General features: G+C 63.5%; 22 protein-coding genes and 8 pseudogenes. 6 read left to right on the forward strand and 24 right to left on the reverse strand.

Translation table 11 applies throughout. The features are described 5' to 3' along the window. Positions 1 to 3: 3 nt before the first annotated feature. From H9L15_RS06905 to H9L15_RS06935, 7 genes and pseudogenes are all read right to left on the reverse strand, one after another. A pseudogene (locus H9L15_RS06905) lies at positions 4 to 749 on the reverse strand (SufB/SufD family protein). Next, positions 746 to 1,042, reverse strand: a complete 297-nt coding sequence (locus H9L15_RS06910; RefSeq protein ID WP_187715631.1) for a hypothetical protein — start codon at positions 1,040 to 1,042, stop codon at positions 746 to 748. Before H9L15_RS06910 ends, H9L15_RS06905 begins: the two are co-directional and overlap by 4 nt. Further along, positions 1,039 to 1,780, reverse strand: a pseudogene (gene sufC / locus H9L15_RS06915) (Fe-S cluster assembly ATPase SufC). Before sufC ends, H9L15_RS06910 begins: the two are co-directional and overlap by 4 nt. Before the next feature lies 1 nt (position 1,781). Continuing rightward, the gene (locus H9L15_RS06920; protein WP_187715632.1) at positions 1,782 to 2,168 is read right to left on the reverse strand and encodes a hypothetical protein; all 387 of its coding nucleotides are present in this window, start codon (positions 2,166 to 2,168) and stop codon (positions 1,782 to 1,784) included. Then, positions 2,165 to 2,536, reverse strand: a complete 372-nt coding sequence (locus H9L15_RS06925) for a hypothetical protein (protein ID WP_187715633.1) — start codon at positions 2,534 to 2,536, stop codon at positions 2,165 to 2,167. The genes H9L15_RS06920 and H9L15_RS06925 overlap by 4 nt, the downstream gene beginning before the upstream one ends. Next, positions 2,533 to 4,014: a Fe-S cluster assembly protein SufB gene (sufB, locus tag H9L15_RS06930; RefSeq protein ID WP_187715634.1), complete on the reverse strand. Its 1,482-nt coding sequence runs from the start codon at positions 4,012 to 4,014 to the stop codon at positions 2,533 to 2,535. The genes H9L15_RS06925 and sufB overlap by 4 nt, the downstream gene beginning before the upstream one ends. Further along, a complete protein-coding gene (locus tag H9L15_RS06935) occupies positions 4,011 to 4,415 on the reverse strand; it encodes an SUF system Fe-S cluster assembly regulator (protein ID WP_187715635.1) in 405 nt (134 codons plus the stop codon). Before H9L15_RS06935 ends, sufB begins: the two co-directional genes overlap by 4 nt. A gap of 95 nt (positions 4,416 to 4,510) precedes the next feature. Between H9L15_RS06935 and H9L15_RS06940 the strand changes: the two are divergent. Next, a pseudogene (locus H9L15_RS06940) lies at positions 4,511 to 5,540 on the forward strand (quinone-dependent dihydroorotate dehydrogenase). Here the strand turns inward: H9L15_RS06940 and H9L15_RS18685 are convergent. Beyond that, complete coding sequence (locus tag H9L15_RS18685) at positions 5,537 to 5,896, reverse strand: gamma-glutamyltransferase (RefSeq protein ID WP_262984939.1); 360 nt, start codon at positions 5,894 to 5,896, stop codon at positions 5,537 to 5,539. The pseudogene H9L15_RS06940 and the gene H9L15_RS18685 sit on opposite strands and share 4 nt — an antisense overlap. A 26-nt stretch (positions 5,897 to 5,922) precedes the next feature. Then, a pseudogene (locus H9L15_RS18690) lies at positions 5,923 to 7,265 on the reverse strand (gamma-glutamyltransferase family protein). Between the two features lie 95 nt (positions 7,266 to 7,360). Here H9L15_RS18690 and H9L15_RS06950 point away from each other — a divergent pair. Then, a complete protein-coding gene (locus H9L15_RS06950) occupies positions 7,361 to 9,106 on the forward strand; it encodes an AMP-dependent synthetase/ligase (protein WP_187715636.1) in 1,746 nt (581 codons plus the stop codon). Here H9L15_RS06950 and H9L15_RS06955 read toward each other — a convergent pair whose 3' ends face one another. Genes H9L15_RS06955 through H9L15_RS06970 form a run of 4 tightly spaced genes read right to left on the reverse strand, consistent with a single transcriptional unit; the run spans position 9,107 to position 11,111 of the window. Next, positions 9,107 to 9,508 carry a hypothetical protein gene (locus H9L15_RS06955; protein WP_187715637.1) on the reverse strand — a complete coding sequence of 134 codons (402 nt, stop codon included), beginning with the start codon at positions 9,506 to 9,508 and terminating at the stop codon, positions 9,107 to 9,109. It lies immediately after the preceding gene. Between the two features lie 10 nt (positions 9,509 to 9,518). Next, complete coding sequence (locus tag H9L15_RS06960; protein ID WP_187715638.1) at positions 9,519 to 9,920, reverse strand: hypothetical protein; 402 nt, start codon at positions 9,918 to 9,920, stop codon at positions 9,519 to 9,521. Positions 9,921 to 9,966: 46 nt separating this feature from the next. Further along, on the reverse strand, positions 9,967 to 10,695 hold the full coding sequence (gloB, locus tag H9L15_RS06965; RefSeq protein WP_187715825.1) for a hydroxyacylglutathione hydrolase: 729 nt from the start codon (positions 10,693 to 10,695) through the stop codon (positions 9,967 to 9,969). Beyond that, positions 10,695 to 11,111: a VOC family protein gene (locus H9L15_RS06970; RefSeq protein WP_187715639.1), complete on the reverse strand. Its 417-nt coding sequence runs from the start codon at positions 11,109 to 11,111 to the stop codon at positions 10,695 to 10,697. The genes gloB and H9L15_RS06970 overlap by 1 nt, the downstream gene beginning before the upstream one ends. A gap of 108 nt (positions 11,112 to 11,219) precedes the next feature. On the opposite strand from H9L15_RS06970, the gene H9L15_RS06975 reads away from it, so the two are divergent. Then, entirely contained in the window at positions 11,220 to 11,972 is a 753-nt protein-coding gene (locus H9L15_RS06975; protein ID WP_187715640.1) for an SIMPL domain-containing protein, read from the forward strand. On the opposite strand, the gene H9L15_RS06980 is transcribed toward H9L15_RS06975, so the two are convergent. From H9L15_RS06980 to H9L15_RS06990, 3 genes are all read right to left on the reverse strand, one after another. Further along, entirely contained in the window at positions 11,957 to 12,637 is a 681-nt protein-coding gene (locus H9L15_RS06980) for a tetratricopeptide repeat protein (protein ID WP_187715641.1), read from the reverse strand. The genes H9L15_RS06975 and H9L15_RS06980 overlap by 16 nt on opposite strands. After that, positions 12,634 to 13,257: an alpha/beta hydrolase gene (locus H9L15_RS06985; RefSeq protein WP_223276658.1), complete on the reverse strand. Its 624-nt coding sequence runs from the start codon at positions 13,255 to 13,257 to the stop codon at positions 12,634 to 12,636. The genes H9L15_RS06980 and H9L15_RS06985 overlap by 4 nt, the downstream gene beginning before the upstream one ends. Positions 13,258 to 13,383: 126 nt before the next feature. Continuing rightward, positions 13,384 to 13,833: a GNAT family N-acetyltransferase gene (locus H9L15_RS06990; protein ID WP_187715642.1), complete on the reverse strand. Its 450-nt coding sequence runs from the start codon at positions 13,831 to 13,833 to the stop codon at positions 13,384 to 13,386. 95 nt (positions 13,834 to 13,928) lie between these two features. Here H9L15_RS06990 and H9L15_RS06995 point away from each other — a divergent pair, with 95 nt between their 5' ends. Continuing rightward, positions 13,929 to 14,900 carry an aldo/keto reductase family protein gene (locus H9L15_RS06995; protein ID WP_187715643.1) on the forward strand — a complete coding sequence of 324 codons (972 nt, stop codon included), beginning with the start codon at positions 13,929 to 13,931 and terminating at the stop codon, positions 14,898 to 14,900. Here the strand turns inward: H9L15_RS06995 and H9L15_RS07000 are convergent. The 5 genes and pseudogenes from H9L15_RS07000 to H9L15_RS07015 form a co-directional block, all read right to left on the reverse strand. Continuing rightward, the gene (locus H9L15_RS07000) at positions 14,897 to 15,112 is read right to left on the reverse strand and encodes a helix-turn-helix transcriptional regulator (RefSeq protein ID WP_187715644.1); all 216 of its coding nucleotides are present in this window, start codon (positions 15,110 to 15,112) and stop codon (positions 14,897 to 14,899) included. The genes H9L15_RS06995 and H9L15_RS07000 overlap by 4 nt on opposite strands. Further along, on the reverse strand, positions 15,109 to 15,465 hold the full coding sequence (locus H9L15_RS07005; protein WP_223276580.1) for a hypothetical protein: 357 nt from the start codon (positions 15,463 to 15,465) through the stop codon (positions 15,109 to 15,111). Before H9L15_RS07005 ends, H9L15_RS07000 begins: the two co-directional genes overlap by 4 nt. 288 nt (positions 15,466 to 15,753) lie before the next feature. Further along, a pseudogene (locus H9L15_RS20265) lies at positions 15,754 to 15,873 on the reverse strand (pyrroloquinoline quinone biosynthesis protein PqqC); the annotation flags it as partial. Further along, a complete protein-coding gene (locus H9L15_RS07010) occupies positions 15,861 to 16,304 on the reverse strand; it encodes a thiaminase II/PqqC family protein (protein ID WP_187715646.1) in 444 nt (147 codons plus the stop codon). The pseudogene H9L15_RS20265 and the gene H9L15_RS07010, both read right to left, overlap by 13 nt. A gap of 69 nt (positions 16,305 to 16,373) precedes the next feature. Then, the gene (locus H9L15_RS07015) at positions 16,374 to 16,769 is read right to left on the reverse strand and encodes a DUF1489 family protein (protein ID WP_187715647.1); all 396 of its coding nucleotides are present in this window, start codon (positions 16,767 to 16,769) and stop codon (positions 16,374 to 16,376) included. Between the two features lie 157 nt (positions 16,770 to 16,926). Between H9L15_RS07015 and H9L15_RS07020 the strand changes: the two are divergent. After that, positions 16,927 to 17,566: pseudogene (locus H9L15_RS07020) on the forward strand (class I SAM-dependent methyltransferase). Here the strand turns inward: H9L15_RS07020 and H9L15_RS07025 are convergent. Both H9L15_RS07025 and H9L15_RS20270 read right to left on the reverse strand, forming a co-directional pair. Then, complete coding sequence (locus H9L15_RS07025) at positions 17,563 to 18,273, reverse strand: phospholipase D-like domain-containing protein (protein ID WP_223276581.1); 711 nt, start codon at positions 18,271 to 18,273, stop codon at positions 17,563 to 17,565. The pseudogene H9L15_RS07020 and the gene H9L15_RS07025 overlap by 4 nt on opposite strands. Before the next feature lie 122 nt (positions 18,274 to 18,395). Then, positions 18,396 to 18,740, reverse strand: a pseudogene (locus tag H9L15_RS20270) (phospholipase D-like domain-containing protein); the annotation flags it as partial. A 128-nt stretch (positions 18,741 to 18,868) separates the two neighbouring features. On the opposite strand from H9L15_RS20270, the pseudogene rpoZ reads away from it, so the two are divergent. Then, positions 18,869 to 19,209, forward strand: a pseudogene (gene rpoZ / locus H9L15_RS07035) (DNA-directed RNA polymerase subunit omega). Positions 19,210 to 19,260: 51 nt separating this feature from the next. Here rpoZ and H9L15_RS07040 read toward each other — a convergent pair. Continuing rightward, a complete protein-coding gene (locus H9L15_RS07040; protein ID WP_187715651.1) occupies positions 19,261 to 19,761 on the reverse strand; it encodes a winged helix-turn-helix transcriptional regulator in 501 nt (166 codons plus the stop codon). Positions 19,762 to 19,780 lie beyond the last annotated feature (19 nt).

The following is a 19,780-nucleotide window of genomic DNA, read 5'->3' on the forward strand; positions in this document are numbered from 1 at the left end:
CAGTCACGCGACCCTCCGCAGGGCATCCCGAGCAGCGCAGCAAATCGCTTCATGCTGCGCAGCATTTTTTACGTTGTCCCAGAGGCCCATGACGAAGCCTTCGAGCAACAGTGCGCGTGCGCTTGCGGGATCGAGACCCCGCGATTGCGCATAGAACATCTGCATCGGATCGAGTTCACCGACGCTTGCCCGTGCGCGCATTTCACGTCGTCCGCGTAGATCTCCAGCTCGGGCTTGCAGTTCGCCGTCGCGCCGCGGTCCAGCAGCATCGCCTTCACCGATTGTTCGCCGTCGGTCCGCTGCGCACCACGCGCCACCTCGACCTTGCCGAGATACGATCCCACGCCCTTGCCGCCGAGCACCGAACGAACCGTCTGGCGCGACCTCCCGCGCTCGCCGAGATGGCGCACGTTGGTGACGATTTCGTTGGTCGACTGGCCGTCTCCGATGTTCGCCGCAAACAGCTCGAAATTGGCGTCCGCTTCGAGGCTCACTTCGATTTCGACGCGACCGTAGACCGGCGCGGTGTTGAGCACGAAAATGCGTGCATCTGCACCCGCTCCCAGCGCAATCGCAAGGCGCTTCAACTGGACGTCGTCGCCGGAAGGAAGCCACACTTCTTCCGCGCTTTCGCCTGCAGCAATTGTCAGCGTGCGCGGCTCGGCGAACTGGTCCCAGACGGGCTTCAGCGCGTCGAGATCTGCGTAGCGCCATTCTTCCTGTTTGCGGGTGGGAAAGGGTGCCGTCATGCGCGCCTCTTCATCAACCGCCGCAGCTTCTTGTCGCGTCGCTTTTGCCGTTCGGGCGCAAGCAATCCGTACAGCGCGTCAAGCGCGAATGCTGCGGCAAACGCGATCGCAATCGACTTCGCAACGAAGCCCGTGTCGATGAATTGACCGAGCACGAAATGGACCAGCGCGATTGCTCCCAGGATCATCACCAGGATCGTCGTATCCGCAATCGCGCGGCCGGGATTGCCGCGCACGGACGCGACAACGATCATGAACACGATGCATCCCAGGATGATCGCGAAGCTGGTCACGCAACCGCCTCCGCATAGCCTTCGCGCTCAAGCTCGTGCGCAAGCTCGGGTCCGCCGCTGCGAACGATTTCGCCGCGATACAAAACGTGCACCTTGTCCGGCGTCACATAGTCGAGCAGCCGCTGGTAGTGCGTGATCAAAAGCACGCCCTTGTCGGGTGCGCGCATGATGCGGTTGATGCCTGCGCCGACGGCGCGAAGTGCGTCGATGTCGAGCCCGCTGTCGGTTTCGTCGAGCACCGCGAACTTCGGGTTCATGATGCCCATCTGGACCATCTCGGCGCGCTTCTTCTCGCCGCCGGAAAAGCCGACGTTGACGGGGCGCTTCAGCATCTCGACGTCCATGCCGAGCAGCGACGCCTGTTCGCGCGCAAGCTTGATGAACTCGCCGCCGGTCAGCTCGCTTTCGCCGCGCGAACGGCGCTGTGAATTGAGGCTTTCGCGCAGGAATTGCAGCGAGGAAACGCCGGGGATTTCGACCGGATATTGGAAGCCGAGAAACAGCCCGCCGCTGCACGTTTGAACGGTTCCAGCGCGAGCAAATCCTGGCCTGCAAAGGTCACGCTGCCATCGGTTACGTCGTAGCCTGGGCGCCCGCCAGGACGTAGCCGAGCGTCGACTTGCCCGATCCGTTCGGACCCATGATCGCGTGCACTTCGCCCGCCGGAACGGATAGCGAAATGCCGTTCAGGATCGGCTTGTCGGCGACGGTCGCGTGAAGGTTGGAAATCTCGAGCATATTACTTGTCGGTTCTTCCGGCCGGGCAATTCATGAGGAAGTAGCGGCGCATTGAATCCATAGTGTCCTGGCGAATGCCTTCGAGCATGCGCTGATCGTTGAGCGCGCGCTGGCGGTCCTCGATCGCCGCTTCTTCCAGCGACAGTTTCTTCTCGTCCGCGCTCTTGATCGCGCCGGCATCGCGAAGTGTGGCGCGGCGTTGAGAAAGATCGAGGCGCGCCGCTACGATCGCCTCCTGCTCTCGATACGTCTGAAGCAGGAACGCCGAGCGCCGACCAGCCTCCGCCGAGAATGCAGGATTGGCGGTGCCGCGATCGCAATGCGCGACTGCTTGGTCGAGCGCATCCAGGTCAGCGGACATCGCGGCGAGGAAGAACAGCGGCATCATTGAACAGGCTCCGCGCGATGTGGGGCATCCAAGACGTGGTTTTCCACGGCGATCAAAGTTCTCTCGACGTAGTCGGATCTTTCTGCCCGGCGGACATCGGAATTTCGTAGTGCCTTCACTGCTGCGGCTTTCGTTGAAGCCCGCGCAGTCTGACAACCTGCGATGGCGACTCTCTTGATTTCCGGAAATTTCTCTTCTGTGGCACCGCCCATCGCTTTTAACTGAGCGTTGGATTGCTCGATCAAGCAGTTGAGATAGGGCTGCATTTCCCAGAAGATTGGCTGCGGGATGGAAAGTCTCCTCGTAGTATCGACGAGTTCCACTGGATTTGGAGTGACCAAGGCTGCCACAAGAGCAAACGTCATCATCCGACACTGCCCTCTAGCGAAATCCCCAGCAATTTCTGCGCCTCAACCGCAAACTCCATCGGCAGTTGTTTCAGCACCTCGCGCGCGAACCCGTTGACGATCAGCGCGACCGCCGCTTCCTGATCGAGGCCGCGGCTCATCGCGTAGAAGAGCTGGTCTTCGCTGATCTTCGACGTCGTCGCTTCGTGCTCGATCGTTGCGGTTGGGTTCTTCACTTCGATGTATGGCACGGTGTGTGCGCCGCACTTGTCGCCGAGCAGAAGGGAATCGCACTGCGTGAAATTGCGCACGTTTTCCGCGTTCGGGAGGACCTTCACCAACCCGCGATAGGTATTGTTCGACTTGCCCGCGCTGATGCCCTTCGACACGATGGTCGAGCGCGTGTTGGCGCCGATATGCACCATCTTCGTGCCGGTGTCGGCCTGCTGGCGGTTGTTTGTCAGCGCGACGGAGTAAAACTCGCCGACACTGCCTTCGCCCTTGAGGATGCAGCTCGGATATTTCCAGGTGATCGCGCTGCCGGTCTCGACCTGGGTCCAGCTGACCTTCGACCGCGCGCCGCTGCAAAGCGCGCGCTTGGTGACGAAGTTGAAGATGCCGCCCTTGCCCTCGGCGTCTCCCGGGTACCAGTTCTGGACCGTCGAGTATTTCACCTCGGCGTCCTCGTGCGCGAAGATCTCGACCACCGCCGCATGCAGCTGGTTCTCGTCGCGCATGGGCGCAGTGCAGCCTTCGAGGTAGCTGACGTAGCTGCCCTTGTCGGCGACGATCAGGGTGCGCTCGAACTGGCCGGTATTCTCCGCGTTGATGCGGAAATAGGTCGACAGTTCCATCGGGCAGCGCACGCCCTCGGGGATGTAGACGAAGGTACCATCGGAAAAGACCGCGCTGTTGAGGCAGGCGAAGTAATTGTCGCGCTGCGGAACGACCGAGCCGAGATACCTCCTCACGAGCTCCGGATATTCGCGGATCGCCTCGCTGATGCTGAGGAAGATGACGCCCGCCTTCTTCAGCTCCTCGCGGAACGTGGTCGCGACCGAGACACTGTCGAACACCGCATCGACCGCCACGCGCGGCGCACCTTCGACGCCGGCGAGCACCTTCTGCTCTTCCAGCGGAATGCCGAGCTTCTCGTAGGTGCGGCGAATCTCCGGATCGAGCTCGTCGAGCGAGGCCAGCTTCGGCTTCTGTTTGGGCGCCGCGTAATAATAGGCGTCCTGGTAGTCGATTTCGGGGATCTCGAGCTTGGCCCAGTCGACCTCCTCCATCTCCAGCCAGGCGCGATAGGCCTTGAGGCGCCAGTCGAGCATCCATTCCGGCTCGTTCTTTTTGCCGGAGATGAAGCGGACGGTGTCCTCGTTCAGGCCCTTGGGCGCGAACTCCTGCTCGATCTCGGTGCTGAAACCCCACTCGTACTCGGCGAGCTTTTCAGCAGCCGCATGGGCTTCCTGGTTTCGGACGGCGGTCTGCTCGGTCATTGCGCGAGCTCCGTCAGGCTGACCGCGCCAAGCGCACCGCGGATGGCATTGCCAACGACGCCCATGTGCGGCTTGACCTTGCAATGAGCGTCGAGCGCGCAGTCCGATACGCCCTCGTGCCCGGAGCAGACGGTCATTGCGATCGGCCCTTCGACCGCCTCGACGACATCGGCGAGGGAGATCGCCTCGGCGGGCCGAGCGAGCGTGAACCCGCCGGCCGCACCTCGGACGCTGGTCAGCAGCCCTTCGGCAGCGAGGCGGCCCATCAATTTCTGGGTGGTCGGCAACGGAACTCCGGTCTCCTGAGCCAGCTCGCTCGCGCTCAGGCGCGCACCAGCCTCCCGGCGGGCGGCGGCAGTCATGATCACGACCGCATAATCGGCGAGATGGGTCAGGCGCATATCAATTCGGACTATTTGCGTCCGATTTAGTGCGTTGCGCGCGAAAACTCAACCGGATTGGTGACGATGCATCGGGGAGAGCCTAAGCAGCAAAGGTGCGCCTTTACCCTCTCATCAGGCCTTTGGCCTTCGCTCTCGATGCCGAGAGGGCCCACCGCCTCACCATTACCGCACTCAAGATGACGCCCAAGCTGGATCCGGCGCGCTTCCCGGATTCTCTGCGGACGTCGGTCGCAGGCCTCGATTTCCCGTCGCCGGTCGGGCTCGCGGCCGGCTTCGACAAGGACGGCGAGGTGCCGGAACAGATGCTTGGCTTGGGCTTCGGCTTCGTCGAGGTTGGAACGCTCACGCCGAAGCCCCAGAAGGGCAATCCGAAGCCGCGCCTGTTTCGGCTGGTCGAGGATCGAGCGGTGATCAACCGCATGGGCTTCAACAATGGCGGACAGCTCGCCGCGCTCGATCGGCTCCGGCACACGACACACCTTCACGGAGTGATCGGCGTCAACATCGGCGCGAACAAGGACAGCGAAGACCGCATCGCGGACTATGCCTGGGCGTCCGGCGAATGGAGCCGGTTGCACGCTTTCTGACGGTCAATATCAGCTCGCCGAACACGCCCGGGCTGAGGGATTGCAGGAAGAAGGCGAGCTCCGCGAGCTGCTGGCGGCGGTCGACGAGGTCCGAACGTCGAAGCCGGTCTTTCTGAAGGTCGCGCCCGATCTCAATACGGGCGATCACGAGCGCATCGTCCGCGCGGCACTCGACCATCATGTCGACGCGCTGATCGTGTCCAACACGACAATATCCCGGCCGGCGTTGAAGTCACGGCACGCGAACGAAACTGGCGGCCTGTCGGGCGAGCCGTTGAAGGGCCTCGCGCTTGCTGCGCTGCGCACGTTCAGCAATGCGAGCGGCGGTGAGATCCCGCTGATTGCGGTGGGCGGAATCGCCACTGCCGACGACGCGTGGGAGAGGATCGCGGCGGGGGCGAGCCTCGTGCAACTCTACTCGGCAATGGTCTTCGACGGCCCTGACATCGGCCGAGTCATTGCGGGCGGCCTGGCCGAACGGCTGCAGCGCGAAGGCTATTCCAGCATTTCCGAAGTGATCGGAACCGCCGCCTAGGGCTGTGGCAGGCTCAGGACCACGCCTTCGCGGCGCGGGTCTGCGGCGCCGTCGATTCGCCCATCGCGAATGATCACGCCGGTCAGTCCCGAATCCTCACCCTGGCCCGGCTTCAAGTCGATGCCGCGCTGGCGAAGTCCGTTGAGAATCTCGGGCGAAAACTTGGTCACCTCGCCCTGGAAGTTCGCGCCGCGGGCGACGAGGTTCGGCGCCGCGAGCGCTTGGCTCATCGGCATGTTCCACTCGATCGCGGCAACCAATGACTTGGCGACGTAGGCGATGATGGCATTGCCGCCGGCCGATCCAATCGCTCCGGCGAACTTGCCGTCAGGGGTCAGGAGGATGGTGGGCACCATCGACGAACGGGGTCGCTTGCCGGGCGCTACCGCGTTGACGGCTGGGCGCCCTGATCGTCGACCGGCCTGAATGCGAAGTCCGTCATCTGGTTGTTGAGGAAGAAGCCGTCGACCATCCGGCCCGAACCGAAAATGCTCTCGACGGTGGTGGTCATCGATACGACATTCCCGGCGGCGTCGCGAACGATGAGGTGGGACGTGCCGGTCGGCTCATATGTACCGTCGTTCGCTGCAACCAGCGCGCCAGCCGGCATGCCGGCACGGGGCGGAGGCCCGGCGACCGGGCCGATCAGCTTTGCGCGCGACGCGATGTAGGCCGGGTCGAGCAATCCCTCGACGGGGACGTTTGGGACGTCACCGACATACCGGTCGCGATCGGCGTACATCAGCCGGCTGGCTTCGGCGAACAGGAACCAGGACTGGGGATCCGCTGGTCCGCGCGCGCCGATGTCGGTGAGTTCCAGCATCTTCATCAACTGGATCAGGCCGACTCCGCTGGACGGAGGTGGCGGAACGCACATTTCGTAAGCGCGGTAGGGGCGGCAGATCGCCACGCGCTTTACGGGACGATAGGCCGCGAGATCGGCCATGGTCAGCGACCCCGGCAAGGCGCCCTGCCGGACCTTTTCGACGATCCTGGCGGCGGTCGATCCCGAATAGAGAGCAGCGGGCCCCTGCGCCGCCAGCCTACTCAGGAAGTCGGCGTAGGACTTGTTCACCAGCCGGTCGCCCGCGTTCAGGAGCGTGCCGTCAGGCTTCGAGAAGTAAGCGATGACGTCTGGCGCGCGATTTTCGGCGAAGTTGGCGTGGATCATCCTCGCGAGCCTCGGGCTGACGATGAAGCCTCCGCTTGCAGTTCGCTCCGCATCGCCAAAGAGGCTGCTCCAGGGGAGCTTGCCGTGGTCGGCATGCGCGACGGACAGCATCTTTACCGCCCGGGAACGCCAGTCGCCCGGCCGCTGACCACCGCCTCGTCGAAGGGTAGCGGCGTCCCGTCGGGGCGCAGGAACATGGTCGATGTCGCCTGCGCGGGTGCGACTTCGCGGCCGTCGTAGATAGTGATCTTGCCGGTGGACGCGTCGAAGTAGTTCAAGAATGCGCCGCCGCCGACTCCGGAGCTCTGCGGTTCCACCAGCGACAGCATGGCCTGGACGGCGATTGCCGCATCGACCGCGCTGCCGCCGCGCTTCAAGACGTTCAGTCCCGCCTGCGCCGCGAGGGGATTCGCGGCGATGACGAACGGCTCGGCCGTTTCCGCCTTTGGCTTGGCAGCCGCCTCGGCCACGGGAGCTTGCGCAGTGGTCGGAGTCGCGCACGCCGGAAGCCAGACGCAGGCGAGAAGCGGAAGTAACAGGCGGGTCAGGCGCATCGGGGCTCGCTAGCCGAACGACCGGGAATCGTCCACGCGCTGGCGCTCACGGCCGTTTCAGCTAAGAAGCGCTTCCGCAATCGTGAAGGGGAGTCATGGCGCGGCAGCTCGAACAGTTCCCGAACCTCGTGACGATGTTTCTCACGCGCGCTCGCGAGAAGGGCGACGCGCCTTTCCTGTGGGCGAAGCGAGAAGGCGAGTGGCGACCGATTAGCTGGAGCGACACCGCTCGCCAGGTCGGTGCGTTCGCCGATAGCCTCAAGCGCATCGGCGTCGAGCCTGGCGACCGGGTCATGCTGGTCAGCGAAAATCGTCCTGAGTGGTTGATTGCCGATCTCGGAATCATGGCTGCGGGAGCTGTTACCGTTCCGGCTTACACGACGAACACGACACGAGATCACACCCACATCCTTGGCAATTCCGGGGCCAAGGCGGCGATCGTGTCGACCCAGAAGCTTGCCCGCAATCTCATTCCCGCAGTGCTTTTCAGCTCCGAATGCCACCACATCATCGGCATCGAGGACCTTCGGACCGGGCAGGCGCCGGGGACGGTCGATTTCCATCACTGGGACGAACTCGTCTCCGGCGATGCCGACCTCCTGGCGCTTGAGAATGACATGCAGACGGTGAAGCGAAGCGACCTTGCCTGCATCATCTACACCAGCGGGACCGGCGGCGCGCCGCGCGGGGTGATGCAGCATCACGGCTCGATCCTCGCCAACATTGAAGGTGCGGCCGACGTCATCTCGACCGACTTCGGCTGGGACGACGAGATCTTTCTGTCGTTCCTTCCCGCGAGCCATGCCTACGAGCACACCGGCGGCCAGCACTTCCCCGTCGGGCTCGGGGCGCAGATCTATTATGCGGAAAGCCTCGAGAAGCTGGCGGCCAACATCGAGGAAGTGCGCCCGACCATCATGGTCGTTGTGCCGCGCCTATTCGAAATGCTGCGGGCGCGGATTCTCAAGACGATCGAGTCGAGCGGCAGCCTCTCCAATTATCTGCTGCGTCGCGCGCTTTCGATCGGTGCCAAGAGGTACGAGGGCCGCAGCAATCCGCTCGACCTGCCCATGGACGGCATCCTGTCGCTCACCCTGCGCAAAAAGGTGAAGGCACGCTTCGGCGGCCGGATCAAGGCGATGGTGTCCGGCGGCGCTCCGCTCAATCCGGAAGTCGGCCTGTTCTTCCAGTCGCTCGGTCTAACCTTCCTCCAGGGATACGGCCAGACGGAAGCCGGCCCGGTGATCAGCTGCAACCGCCCCGCCGCCGGAATCCGCATGGATAGCGTCGGACCGCCGGTGAAAGGCTGCGAAGTCCGCATCGCCGAGGACGGCGAGATCATGGTTCGCGGCGAACTCGTGATGCACGGCTATTGGAACAACCCCGACGAGACCAAGCGCGTGCTCGGTGAGGACGGCTGGTTGGCCACGGGCGACGTCGGCCATCTCGACGAGAAGGGCCGTATCGTCATCACCGATCGCAAGAAGGACCTGATCGTCAACGACAAGGGCGACAACATCTCGCCACAGCGCGTCGAAGGCATGCTGACCCTGCAGCCGGAGATTGCCCAGGCGATGGTCTACGGCGACCGCCGTCCATATCTGATCGCGCTGCTGGTTCCGGAAGCCGAATTCGCCAGGAAGGCGGATCTCCAGCAGATCCTGTCAAAGGCGGTCGACCGGGTGAACGGCGATACGTCGGTGATCGAGCGGGTTCGTCGGTTCATCATCGCGGACGAGCCGTTCACGACGGACAATGAGCAGCTGACCCCGTCGCTGAAGATCCGGCGCCATGTCATCAAGAAGGTGTACGGCGAGCGCCTCGACGCGCTCTACCACTGATCAGGGCCGGGGCGTGCTGTAGGGGATGAAATCCCCGAGTGCACAGGCGCCGACCGTAATTCCATTCGACAGGTCGCGAACCTGGGCGATGTCGCCGTTGCACAGTCCCATTCCGTTCCCTCGCGTGACGAGCGCGTAGAAGCTGCTCTTGAGGTTCGAGCATTCGCCGTTCAGATGGTTGACGAACACCGTGCTGCCTTGGCGGAACGCGATCGTGCGGTCGTCGATCCGCACCATGTCGTCGGCCCGATAATGCGGCAGGCACGTGATGGGCTTGCCGGCCACCTTGCCGCCGATCAGCTTCTGGAGCTCTGCCTGCGACTTCGCGATTTCCGTCGGGCTCGGCGGCTGGGCCGCGCAGGCGGCGAGGGTGGCGCAGGCGGCGATGGCGAGGACGCGCAAGTCGACCTCTCTACTGCTGCCTGTAGGGAACGAATTCGCCCAGCGCGCAGCTCCCGGCGGTCATGCCGGTGCGGACGTCCGTAACGTCGGCGATGTCTCCGCTGCACTGGCCCGATCCGCCGCTGCGGACGACCAATGTGTAAAATCCAGACTTCAGATTACTGCAGGAGCCGCGCAAATGGTTGACGTACAGGCGCGAGCCCTCGCGGTAGGCAATGGTGCTGTCGTCGATGATTTCCATGTTCGCCGAGCGGAGACCCGGCGGCAGACAGGTGAGCGGCTGTCCCGCAACCTTTCCGGCGGTCAGCGAGGCCAGCTTCGCCTGGGATTCGGCGGCCTCGGTCGGGGATGGCGGCTGCGTGGCACAACTCGCAAGGGCCGCGGCGGAAAGAAGGAGCGATAGTGCTCGCATGGCATGACTCCCGAGAGTTTGTGTCTTCCTTGAGCGCCTGTCGAGCTTAACGGAAGCTGTCTTTGTCACCGCGGCGGCGTGCGAATTCTGCCACGTCTGATGCGCGAACGAAGGGGTTGGTGGCCCGTTCCTCGGCGACCGTCGTCGGGAGGGTGATGACGCCGCGCTCTCTGAGTGCCTCGACCGCCTGCAAACGCTGCTGGACGGCAGTATTCTCCGGTTCCGAATGCAACGCGAAGCGAGCATTGGCGAGCGTATATTCGTGGCCGCAATAGATGCGGACGTCATCGGGGAGCGAGGCGATCCGCTGCATGTTCGAATACATCTGCTCCGCCGTCCCCTCGAACAGGCGGCCGCACCCCATGGCGAACATCGTGTCGCCGACGAAGATCATGCCTTCGTCCTCGAAATAATATGCGATGTGACCGTTGGTGTGCGCCGGGATGTTCCAGACGACCGCCTCCGTTCCGGCAACCGTGACGCGGTCGCCTTCGGACACGATCCGGTCGAGCTTGCTCACGCGTTCGGCCTCGGCCGGACCGGTGACGGTGCAGCCGGTCGCGTCCCGGATGCCGTCGTTTCCTCCGGTATGATCGGGGTGCCAATGGGTGTTGAGCACCTGCGTGATCTTGAGGCCCGCTGCCGCAGCAGCATCCAACACCGGTTCCGAAACTGAGGGATCTACCGCAGCGGTCTCGCCGGTATCCGGATCGGAAATCAGCCAGACGTAATTGTCGTTGAGGACAGGGACTGCGGTGACTTTCAGACGGCCCATCACCACTCGCCCGTGTTCGGCATCGACGCCCACGGCTCTGCCGGTGCCAGGCGCTCGCCCTTCTGGAGCAGCTCGATGGAGATGTTGTCGGGCGAGCGGACGAAGGCCATGTGCCCGTCGCGTGGCGGACGGTTGATGGTCACGCCATTCTCCATGAGGCGCTGGCAGGTCTCGTAGATGTCGTCGACCTGATAGGCGAGGTGGCCGAAATTGCGGCCGCCGCCATAACCGATCTCGTCCCAGTTGTGAGTCAGCTCGACTTCCCCGCCGGGATCGCCCGGAACGCCGAGGAAGATGAGCGAAAAGCGCCCAGCCTCATTGTCCATTCGCCGGCGCTCCTCGAGTCCGAGCAGTTGGAAAAATGCAACAGTGTCGTCGGGATTCGACACGCGGATCATGGAATGGAGAAATTTCATTTTGGCCTCACTCAACTCATCGCTATAAAAGCACGGTTCGTCGACGATACTGACCGGCGATGGTGTCCGGTGATCGTCAGCTTTACGACGAACGCAGGGTAACTTTCCATGATCCAGAAGCTGCAGGACAGCCGCGCCGTCCTTTTGGGCGCGGTGGGGATATTTGCTTTGGGTTTGACGACTGCTGGCTACGCGTTGGGCGACGGCCTCCGCCGCTACAAGCTAGCGGAGCACCGGACGGTCACCGTCCGCGGCGTTTCCGAGCGCAACGTGACCGCCGACCTGGCTACCTGGTCGGTCAATTTTTCGCACCAAGGGACGGAGCTCGCGCCGGTCCAGCAGGCCGTAGATCAGCAAGCGCAGTCGGTGCGCGCCTTCTTCCAGCGCTCCGGGTTCAAGCCGCAGGAGATTACCGACTACGACGTGTCGATGAGCCGTGAGCAACCGACGGATCGCGACGGCGAGCCGGTCGGCCCGCAAAAGCTGACGGTCAGCCGCTCGATCCAGCTGCGAACGAACGACATTGCGAGGGTCCGCGCCGCCTATGCACGCCAGGCCGAGCTACTGCGCGACGGCGTCGAGCTGGTGGGCAGTGGAAGCAACGTCAGCTTCACATTCACCAAGCTGAATGACCTGAAGCCGGAGATGATTGCCGAAGCCAACAAGAACGCCCGCCAGAGCGCCGAACAATTCGCGCGCGATAGCGGTGTATCGGTCGGCAAGATGAAGACGGCCAGCCAGGGCTATTTCTCGGTCGGCGCCCGTGACGGCGAAGACTGCGATGACTGCGAATCGTCGGGCGGCAGCTCGCCGTTCCAGAAGGTCCGCGTGGTGACGACGATCGACTACGACCTCGGCTGATCGGGAACCTTCGTCACGGCCGGCGCGGGGAGCATCTTGAGCGCTTCCCGCGCCGCTTGTCCCGACTTGCCATTCGGGTCTACCGCCGACGCCCGCGACCAATAGTCGCGCGCAGCCGCAAGGTCCCCGGCGAACTGGTAGACATGACCGGCCTCGAACAGGATGGTCGGATTGTTCGGCTCGAGCGTGAGTGCTCTGCCGATCGCTGCCTTCGCGGTGACGGCGTCGTTCTCGCGGATTCCGAGAGCCGCGGAAAAGTACCACAGGAACGGGTCGTCCGAGATCGTTCGGGCCGCCTCGGTGACCTTCGAGCGAGCGGTTGGCAGGTCGTTCTGCGCTTCGGCAGCCCGCGCGCGATCAAGCAGCGCCTCGCCCCTCTGCTCGGCCTGGAGGCCAGTGCCCGTCAGAGCCTTGTCGAGCGCTAGCGCGGCCTTCCCCGGCTGATTCGCCGCGATCCACATATTCCCGGCCGCGGCCCAGGATTTCGCCTTTTCCGCCTCGTCGGTCTGGGCCGCCGCAGCCTGTTCGAACGCTTGCGCGGCCGCATCCGGATTGCCGGCATTGCTCGCCTGAAGCGCGCGGCAGACGAAAGCCTGCGGAGTCACCAGATTGGGACAAGCCGATGGCGCCTGGGCGGCAACGGCGGCAACGAAGGCGAGGATCATTGGGGGCGCTCCATCAAGGCGCCGACGGTCCGCAGGATCGCGTCGATCTCGTGCGGCTCCGACAGGCGATGGCCGCCGCCCTTGATGACGGTCACCTGCACATCACGTGAACGCAGCCGATCCTTGAGGCGGAACGCGATCTCCACAGGTACAACATCGTCGCAGTCGCCATGGATCAGCCGGACCGGACAATCGATGGCCAACTCGGACCCGAGCAATTGCATCTCCTGGCCGGATTGCCAGAAGCCCGCCGTCGTCACCTGGGCACTTCCGTCGGGAAGCTGACGCCTCAGCGTTTCGCCCGCAGACATTCGATCCTTCAGATGTTGGGGGAAGGCCCATTCCGTAAAGTCGGGTGCTGCGGCAATGCCGACCAGCGCAGTGACCCTCGTCGGCATCCGCAGCGCAAGATGAAGGCCGATCCACCCGCCCATGGATGAGCCGAGGACGATGATCGGCCCGTCCGTCAATCGGTCGATGACCAGCAACGCATCGTCGAGCCAGCGCGCAAGCGTGCCCCTTCGAAAACGCCTTCGGACGCGCCGGTCCCGGAGTAATCGAAGCGAAGAAGGTCGAGACCTTGCTTCGCTGCGAAGGCGTCGAGCGCGACTGCTTTCGATCCTTCCATGTCCGAGGCATAGCCGGGCAGGAAGACAAGAGTCGGCCCGCGACCATCCCGCTTGCGGTACGCCAGTCGTTGGCCGTCGCCGGCATCGAGAAACTGAAGGTCTGCCATTGGCGCCGCCCTAGAGGGTAATGCGGTAGATGAGAAAGCCGGATCGCTCCGCGATGCGATCGTAAAGCGCCCTGGCGCGTTGGTTGTTCTCGTGTGTTTGCCAGTAGACGCGCTGCGCGCCCTGCTCCTTCGCTGCTCTTCCCACGGCATCGATCAGGGCCGAAGCGACCCCTCGTCCGCGCGCCTCCTCCAGGACGAACAGGTCCTGAAGGTAGCAGTTGGGTCCGATCGATGTCGTGCTCCGATGGAAAAGGTAGTGGGTGAAGCCGACGAGGCGGCCCTCGATTTCAGCCACAATTGCATGCACCGGTTCGTTCTCGTCGAAGGATCGGCGCCAGGTGGTTTCGGTGACCTCATCCGGCAAGGCGGTCGGTCCGTGCCTTTCGTAGAAGCGGTTGTAGCCGTCCCACAACGCAAGCCACTGCCGCTTATCGTCGGGCCTCGGGAGGCGAATGATCATGACCCTAACTCGCGGAAGGCACGGCGGCTTGCAACTTGAGCGACGTTCAAACGTCCCACTTTTCTTCTAAGGGAGCGACTGAAAGGACTCGGTCCATGCAATATCGGCAGCTTGGCGACAGTGACCTCAACGTATCGGAAATCTCCCTGGGGTCTTGGCTGACCTACGGGGTCGGCGTGGAGGCCGACAAGGCGCGCGCCTGCCTCGATGCCGCGTTCGACGTCGGCATCAACTTCATCGACACGGCCAACGTCTACGGCCGCGGCGCTGCCGAGACCTTCCTCGGCGAAGCACTGAAGTCGCGGCATCGCGACAGCTATGTGCTCGCAACCAAGGTCTATTTCCCGATGTCGGACACGGACTTCGGCCTGTCGCGGGCTCAGATCGAAAAGCAGCTCGACGCGTCGCTGCAGCGGCTGCAGACGGATGTGATCGATCTCTACCAGTGTCACCGCTACGACAGCGGATCGCCGCTCGACGAGACGATGGATGCGCTCAACCGTGCCGTCGAAAGCGGCAAGGTGCGCTACATCGGCTTCTCGGAATGGCCAGCCGACAAGATTCGCGAAGCCCTGGAGATTTCGAGTTCCCGCGGTCTCGCCAAGTTCGTGTCCAGCCAGCCGCAATATTCGCTGGTCTGGCGCGAGCCGGAGGACGAGGTCATTCCGCTCTGCGCCGACAATGGCATTTCGCAGATCGTCTGGTCGCCGCTCGGGCAGGGTGTGCTGTCAGGCAAATACGATCCGGACAAGCCGCCGCCCGCTGGCACTCGAGCGACGAGTGAAGAAATGGGTGGGTTCATCAAGCGCCTGATGGAGCCGGGCCTGCTGCGCGCCGTTCAGCGGCTGAAGCCGATAGCCGAGGAAGCGGGACTGACGCTGCCGCAATTTGCACTCGCCTGGATTCTTCGTGAGCCGAATGTCGCGTCCGCCATCATTGGCGCTTCGCGGCCCGAGCAGGTTCTCGAAAATGCTCATGCGTCGGGAGTCGTTGTCGATACGCAGCTTTTCCTCCGGGCCGAAGCGATCATCAACGAAGCGATGGCGGGCGCGAGCGAGCCCGCCTAGATCGCTCCCGAGCGCCGCCGGCTCGGGCTTTCGAACACCTCCTCGATCGTCAGGCCGAACAATTCGGCGATCCGAAAGGCGAGCGGAAGCGACGGATCGTACTTGCCCGTCTCGATCGCGTTGACGCTCTGGCGCGAGACGTCGAGCCGCTCGGCGAGGTCGTTCTGGCTCCAGTTGCGTTCGGCGCGGAGCACCTTCAGGCGGTTGTTCACGCGCCCCGGATCCTGGCAATGCAGGCACTGACGCCCTGCACGGCGATCCAGAGTACGGCGATCCAGTAGGTCGCGATCGGCGGCGCCCCACCAAGGTCGGTCAGGAAGCCCCAGAAGACTGCGCAGACCATCGACACGGTTGTCGCAACGAGAATCTGGTTCACCACCAGCATCCGCACGTACTCGTCTTTCTCCTCCGACAAGTAGCGAGCGTAGCTTCCGAACATGAAGGCGACCGGCATCGCCGGAAGAAGCGCGAGCGGTATGCGCCAACCGTCGGTGACGAGCCCGTGGCGCACCACGTACACGACCGGCAGAAGGGCGGCGACATAGGCCAGCGAAGCAATGATCACGCGGCGGTTGTGAGCGCGCTGGGCAGGCGTCCAACACGACGGAGAACGCTTTAACGAGTCGATCATGACAAGCATCCTTATCCTTAAGGCAAGGACGCTTTACTCACCTCAAGCCGGTAAGTCAATGACGCTTGACTACATGTCAAGCTCGCCAGACTACTGAAGGACGAGCTCTGCCTCCCGCTCGACGCCCGACAGGAAGTTCCACAATGCGCCGGCAAGTTCTTCGCCCGCAGCCACAGCCTCCTCACGCTCGCCCTGTGGCAAGCGGTCGAGGAGCTGGCGACAGACCTGACTGTGCTCGACGTCGGCGCTTTCATGGACGCGGAAGAAACGAAGCGTCTCCTCGTCCTTGATGTCGTAACGCTCGATCAGTCCCTCGATCTTGGCGCTGGCTACCCCGGGAATTGGCTCTCGTAAGCATAAAGCGCGCCCAGGCCCGAGGCGTAGGACCGCTTTGTCAGAGCGCGGAAAGTCGTGATGAGCGCCAAGGTTTCCGGGTTGAGCTTCTGCCCGCGAACCGCTGTCTCGCCTTCGCCAAGTCCGCAGGCGAACATCAGCCACAGGCTGGCGTGATCCTGTTTGCCTGCTTCAAGACCTTCTTCCTCGGCGAGGTTCTCTGCCAGCATACGGCGACCGTCGCGATCGGGGCAGGCGCTGTGAACGGCGCTGACCGCGCGCGGAAAGGCTTCGACGTGGTGGAAATACTGCCGCGAATAGGCGCGCAGCGTGTCGAGCGGCAGCCGGCCCTCGGTCCAGGCCTGGTAGAAAGGATGGCTGAGCATAGCCCGCTCCGCGACCTTGGCATCGATTCGGGACGAAACGGTTTGGGTGGTCATGCTTGGCCTCCTGAAATGTGCGTTTCAGCCGATAGCTTGCGCTCCGAACGTCGGCAAGGCGACTTCAATTCAGACGAGCGCGAGCGCGGAGAGGCGCCCGTAAAGTCGTGGTGGAAGCTCGCCCAGGCCGGACTCGTCGGCGGCTTCCGAAGCATCCATCTCCAGGTAGCGCCAGCCCTGGTGTGCCCGGCGCGGCATCGGCACTACCGCTTCCAGCTCGCTTGAACAGACAATGTTGATGCGCGCGTCCTCGCGGTCCTCGAAGGCGAGGATGCGGTTGCTGCCGATGATCCGGTGCTTGACGATCCAGTAGAGATTGCCGCCGACCAACTCGGCCGCGCGCTTCGGCCGCATCCGCGTTGGCACGCGCAGCTCGCCGCCCTCCGACCGCGCCGATATGCGCGTCCGAAGCATGTCGAGGTCGCGGCAACCGAATGCGACCTTGGACAAATGAAGCTGCGGCATAGCCCGCATTAGCGCCTGAAACCGTGCCAGATCAACGACATCCGGGTGTAGGAAGCGGGCACGAAACGTTTCGACCCGCCGCAGGAAAATCCGCGGAACCTTGCCAAGAGGCGATGCATTTGCGAACGAACCGCCGGTTTCCCGCACGGAGCTTCATTTGCCAACCTCGACTGCCCGGACCCTTAAGGGCCCCCGCCGCCTCGCTCGCCGTTCCGCACGGCGCAGTCCAAGCCCGCGCTGGCAATTCCTCCGTGGCTTCCTGAAGCACCCGGTGATGGTCGGTTCGATCATTCCGTCGAGCAAGATCCTGATCGACAAGATGCTCGGTCGCGTGGACTGGGAAAACACGAAGCTGTTCGTCGAATACGGCCCGGGCGTCGGCACCTTCACGCGCCCAATTCTCGAGCGCATGGCGCCGGACGCGAAGCTGGTGACGATCGACACCAACCCGGAATTCACCAGCTACCTCAAGGAATCGATCGACGACGAAAGGCTGGTTCCGGTCACCGGTTCGGCCGCAGACGTCGAGAAGATCCTGTCGGATCGCGGCCTTCCCGATGCCGACTTCGTCCTTTCAGGCCTGCCTTTCTCGACCCTCCCCCCGGTGTCGGCGACGCGATCGCCGAGGCGACGGCGCGGGTGATTCGTCCCGGCGGCGCCTTTCTCGTCTACCAGTTCAGCCCGAAGGTGCTCGACTTCATCAAGCCGCACTTCGACAAGATCGACCGCGGCTTCGAATGGATCAACGTGCCCCCGCGACCCTTTTCTGGGCCTGGAAGAACGGGTCGGCAAACTAGCCTTCGTTGAAGTTCAGCCTCTTGGTGACGGTGTAGTCCATCGACGTCACCAGCCAGTGCGACACCGTCCACTTGAACCGCCGCCACAGCGTGGCCCGCTTGCGATGCAATGCGAGCGTGATCTGCTCGCTGTCCGCGCGCTCGCCATCGAAATAGCGCCGCATGCTGGCCGCGAAGTTCGCGTCGTCGATCCGCAGCATGATCTCGAGATTGATGTAGAGGCTGCGAAAGTCGAGGTTGGCCGAGCCGATGTGGACGACGTCGTCGACAATGGCGAGCTTGGTGTGGAGCTTGGCCGGCCGATACTCGAACATCTCGATCCCGCGCTTCAGCAGGCGTGAATAGGTGTGGCGTGCAGCACCGATCGTCGCAGTGTTGTCGGACTTGGACGCGGTGATGATCTGGACCTTGCCTCCGCCGCGAGCGATCCGGCCGAGCCGCCGCATCACCGACCAGGGCGGCGAGAAATAGGCGGCGATGATGCCAATCTCCTTGGCGCCCGACATCTCCCGCGACAGTGCGGCCGGCCAGCTATGCTTGCGGCTGAGTGGCCCGCTGAACTTCCACTGCAAAACGCCGCGGTGCTGCGTGTGCCGGGCAACGATCCGCCGTAATTGCCGTAGCTTCGCGTTCTTCCGCTTGGTCCAGCGGAAGACCGAATCGAAATATTCTCCCGCCGGTGCCATCGCCGGACCCTCGATCCGCACCCACAAGTCCCGCCAGCGCTTGTCGCCCTCGTCGGTGAGGTAGCTGTCCTGGATATTGGCCCCCCGATCAGGCCGATCCGGTCATCGGCAACGACCAGCTTCTGGTGATTGCGGACGAGGTAGCGCGACCCGTATCGCGGGTTGAACACGCAGAAGTCGCCCCCTGCGTCCTTGAGCGGCTGGAAGAAGTCGGGTTCGGCCGTCGAGCAGCCGAAGCCGTCGACCAGCAGGTGGACGGTCGCTCCCCGCCCGGCGGCCTCGACCAGCGCGTCGCGGACGCGGCGGCCCGAATCGTCACTATCGAAGATGTAGAAGAGGATCCGGACGCTTTCCTTCGCTTCTGCGATGATCTGGAGAAGGGTCTCGATCCGCTCGGTGCCGGACTCGATCAGCTCTAGCTGGTCGCCGCCGACGGTCGCATGCACCCGGTCGGCGGTCGCGGTCGCGGGTTTGGGCTGGTCCGCCATGGCATCGCTGTGCCGGTGCGGCGGGGACGGCGCAAGCCGCGCCGACTCTGGAATCCTTGACTTTTGGACCCCCAACCCCTAATCGCACCTCTCTTCCAACCCGCTTACAAGCACATTTCGGAGCGCACATGGCTCGCGTCACGGTCGAAGATTGCGTCGACAAGGTCTCGAATCGGTTCGACCTCATCCTTTTTGCAGCGCAGCGCGCTCGCCAGATCTCGTCGGGTGCCGACCTGACGATCGATCGCGATCGCGACAAGAATCCGGTCGTCGCTCTGCGCGAGATTGCCGAAACCACCATCCGTCCGAACGAGATGGAAGAGGCGATCGTCAATGGCCTGCAGCGCGTCCGCATCGACGAGGAGGACGAGACGGAAGAGCTGTCCTCGCTCAGCGACGCCGCCGAGGCTCTGCGCCTGACGGCAGCCGCTCCGCCCGCCCGACTCCGAGCGGTGGCGACTACGAGTAAGGCTTTCAGCCGAACGAAATTGGGAAGGGCCGGTCCGCCGGCCCTTTTCTCTTAGGCCGCCTTACCCTTGCGGGCCGCGACCTCGGCTTCGCTGCGCGATGCCCAGACGATATCGTCATGGCGGAGCCGCTGGCCGTCTTGGGACTGAACGCAGATTTTTTGCACCGGAATGCCGGTGTTGCGGTCGACCAGCACGATGTCAGCCGGTCCACTTCCCCAATCTTCGCCCCATTGCCGAAGCGCCAGGACGACGGGCATCAGCGCTTCACCCTTGGGCGTCAGCGAATAGATGACCTTGCGCCGGTCGGAGGGGTCGGGCGTCCGCTGCATGATCCCGCCGGCGACCATCTTCGCGAGGCGATCTGACAGGATGTTGCGCGCGATCCCGAGGCCGGCCTGGAATTCCTCGAAATGCTGAAGCTCGTTGAAGGCGCCGCGAAGGATCAGGAACGCCCATTTCTCGCCGATGAGCTCAACGGCAGCAGGGAATGGACACTTTAGTGCCTGTTCGCGGAACTGATCGACCGCCGATACGACCTTACCCTGGGGCAATCCTCGCGCTCTCCCTCAA

The sequence above is a fragment of the Sphingomonas daechungensis genome, from assembly GCF_014489495.1.
Classification (GTDB): domain Bacteria; phylum Pseudomonadota; class Alphaproteobacteria; order Sphingomonadales; family Sphingomonadaceae; genus Sphingomicrobium; species Sphingomicrobium daechungense.

Excerpts from the sequence above, each read along its gene's own strand:
- H9L15_RS06980 (WP_187715641.1), bottom strand. The coding sequence starts at position 12,637 with ATGATCCTCGCCTTCGTTGCCGCCGTTGCCGCCCAGGCGCCATCGGCT.
- H9L15_RS06935 (WP_187715635.1), bottom strand. The coding sequence starts at position 4,415 with ATGCGCCTGACCCATCTCGCCGATTATGCGGTCGTGATCATGACTGCC.
- H9L15_RS06975 (WP_187715640.1), top strand. The coding sequence starts at position 11,220 with ATGATCCAGAAGCTGCAGGACAGCCGCGCCGTCCTTTTGGGCGCGGTG.
- H9L15_RS06995 (WP_187715643.1), top strand. The coding sequence starts at position 13,929 with ATGCAATATCGGCAGCTTGGCGACAGTGACCTCAACGTATCGGAAATC.
- H9L15_RS07010 (WP_187715646.1), bottom strand. The coding sequence starts at position 16,304 with ATGACCACCCAAACCGTTTCGTCCCGAATCGATGCCAAGGTCGCGGAG.
- H9L15_RS06990 (WP_187715642.1), bottom strand. The coding sequence starts at position 13,833 with ATGATCATTCGCCTCCCGAGGCCCGACGATAAGCGGCAGTGGCTTGCG.
- H9L15_RS18685 (WP_262984939.1), bottom strand. The coding sequence starts at position 5,896 with ATGGTGCCCACCATCCTCCTGACCCCTGACGGCAAGTTCGCCGGAGCG.
- H9L15_RS06950 (WP_187715636.1), top strand. The coding sequence starts at position 7,361 with ATGGCGCGGCAGCTCGAACAGTTCCCGAACCTCGTGACGATGTTTCTC.
- H9L15_RS07015 (WP_187715647.1), bottom strand. The coding sequence starts at position 16,769 with ATGCCGCAGCTTCATTTGTCCAAGGTCGCATTCGGTTGCCGCGACCTC.
- H9L15_RS06925 (WP_187715633.1), bottom strand. The coding sequence starts at position 2,536 with ATGATGACGTTTGCTCTTGTGGCAGCCTTGGTCACTCCAAATCCAGTG.
- H9L15_RS06970 (WP_187715639.1), bottom strand. The coding sequence starts at position 11,111 with ATGAAATTTCTCCATTCCATGATCCGCGTGTCGAATCCCGACGACACT.
- gloB (WP_187715825.1), bottom strand. The coding sequence starts at position 10,695 with ATGGGCCGTCTGAAAGTCACCGCAGTCCCTGTCCTCAACGACAATTAC.
- sufB (WP_187715634.1), bottom strand. The coding sequence starts at position 4,014 with ATGACCGAGCAGACCGCCGTCCGAAACCAGGAAGCCCATGCGGCTGCT.
- H9L15_RS06920 (WP_187715632.1), bottom strand. The coding sequence starts at position 2,168 with ATGATGCCGCTGTTCTTCCTCGCCGCGATGTCCGCTGACCTGGATGCG.
- H9L15_RS06960 (WP_187715638.1), bottom strand. The coding sequence starts at position 9,920 with ATGCGAGCACTATCGCTCCTTCTTTCCGCCGCGGCCCTTGCGAGTTGT.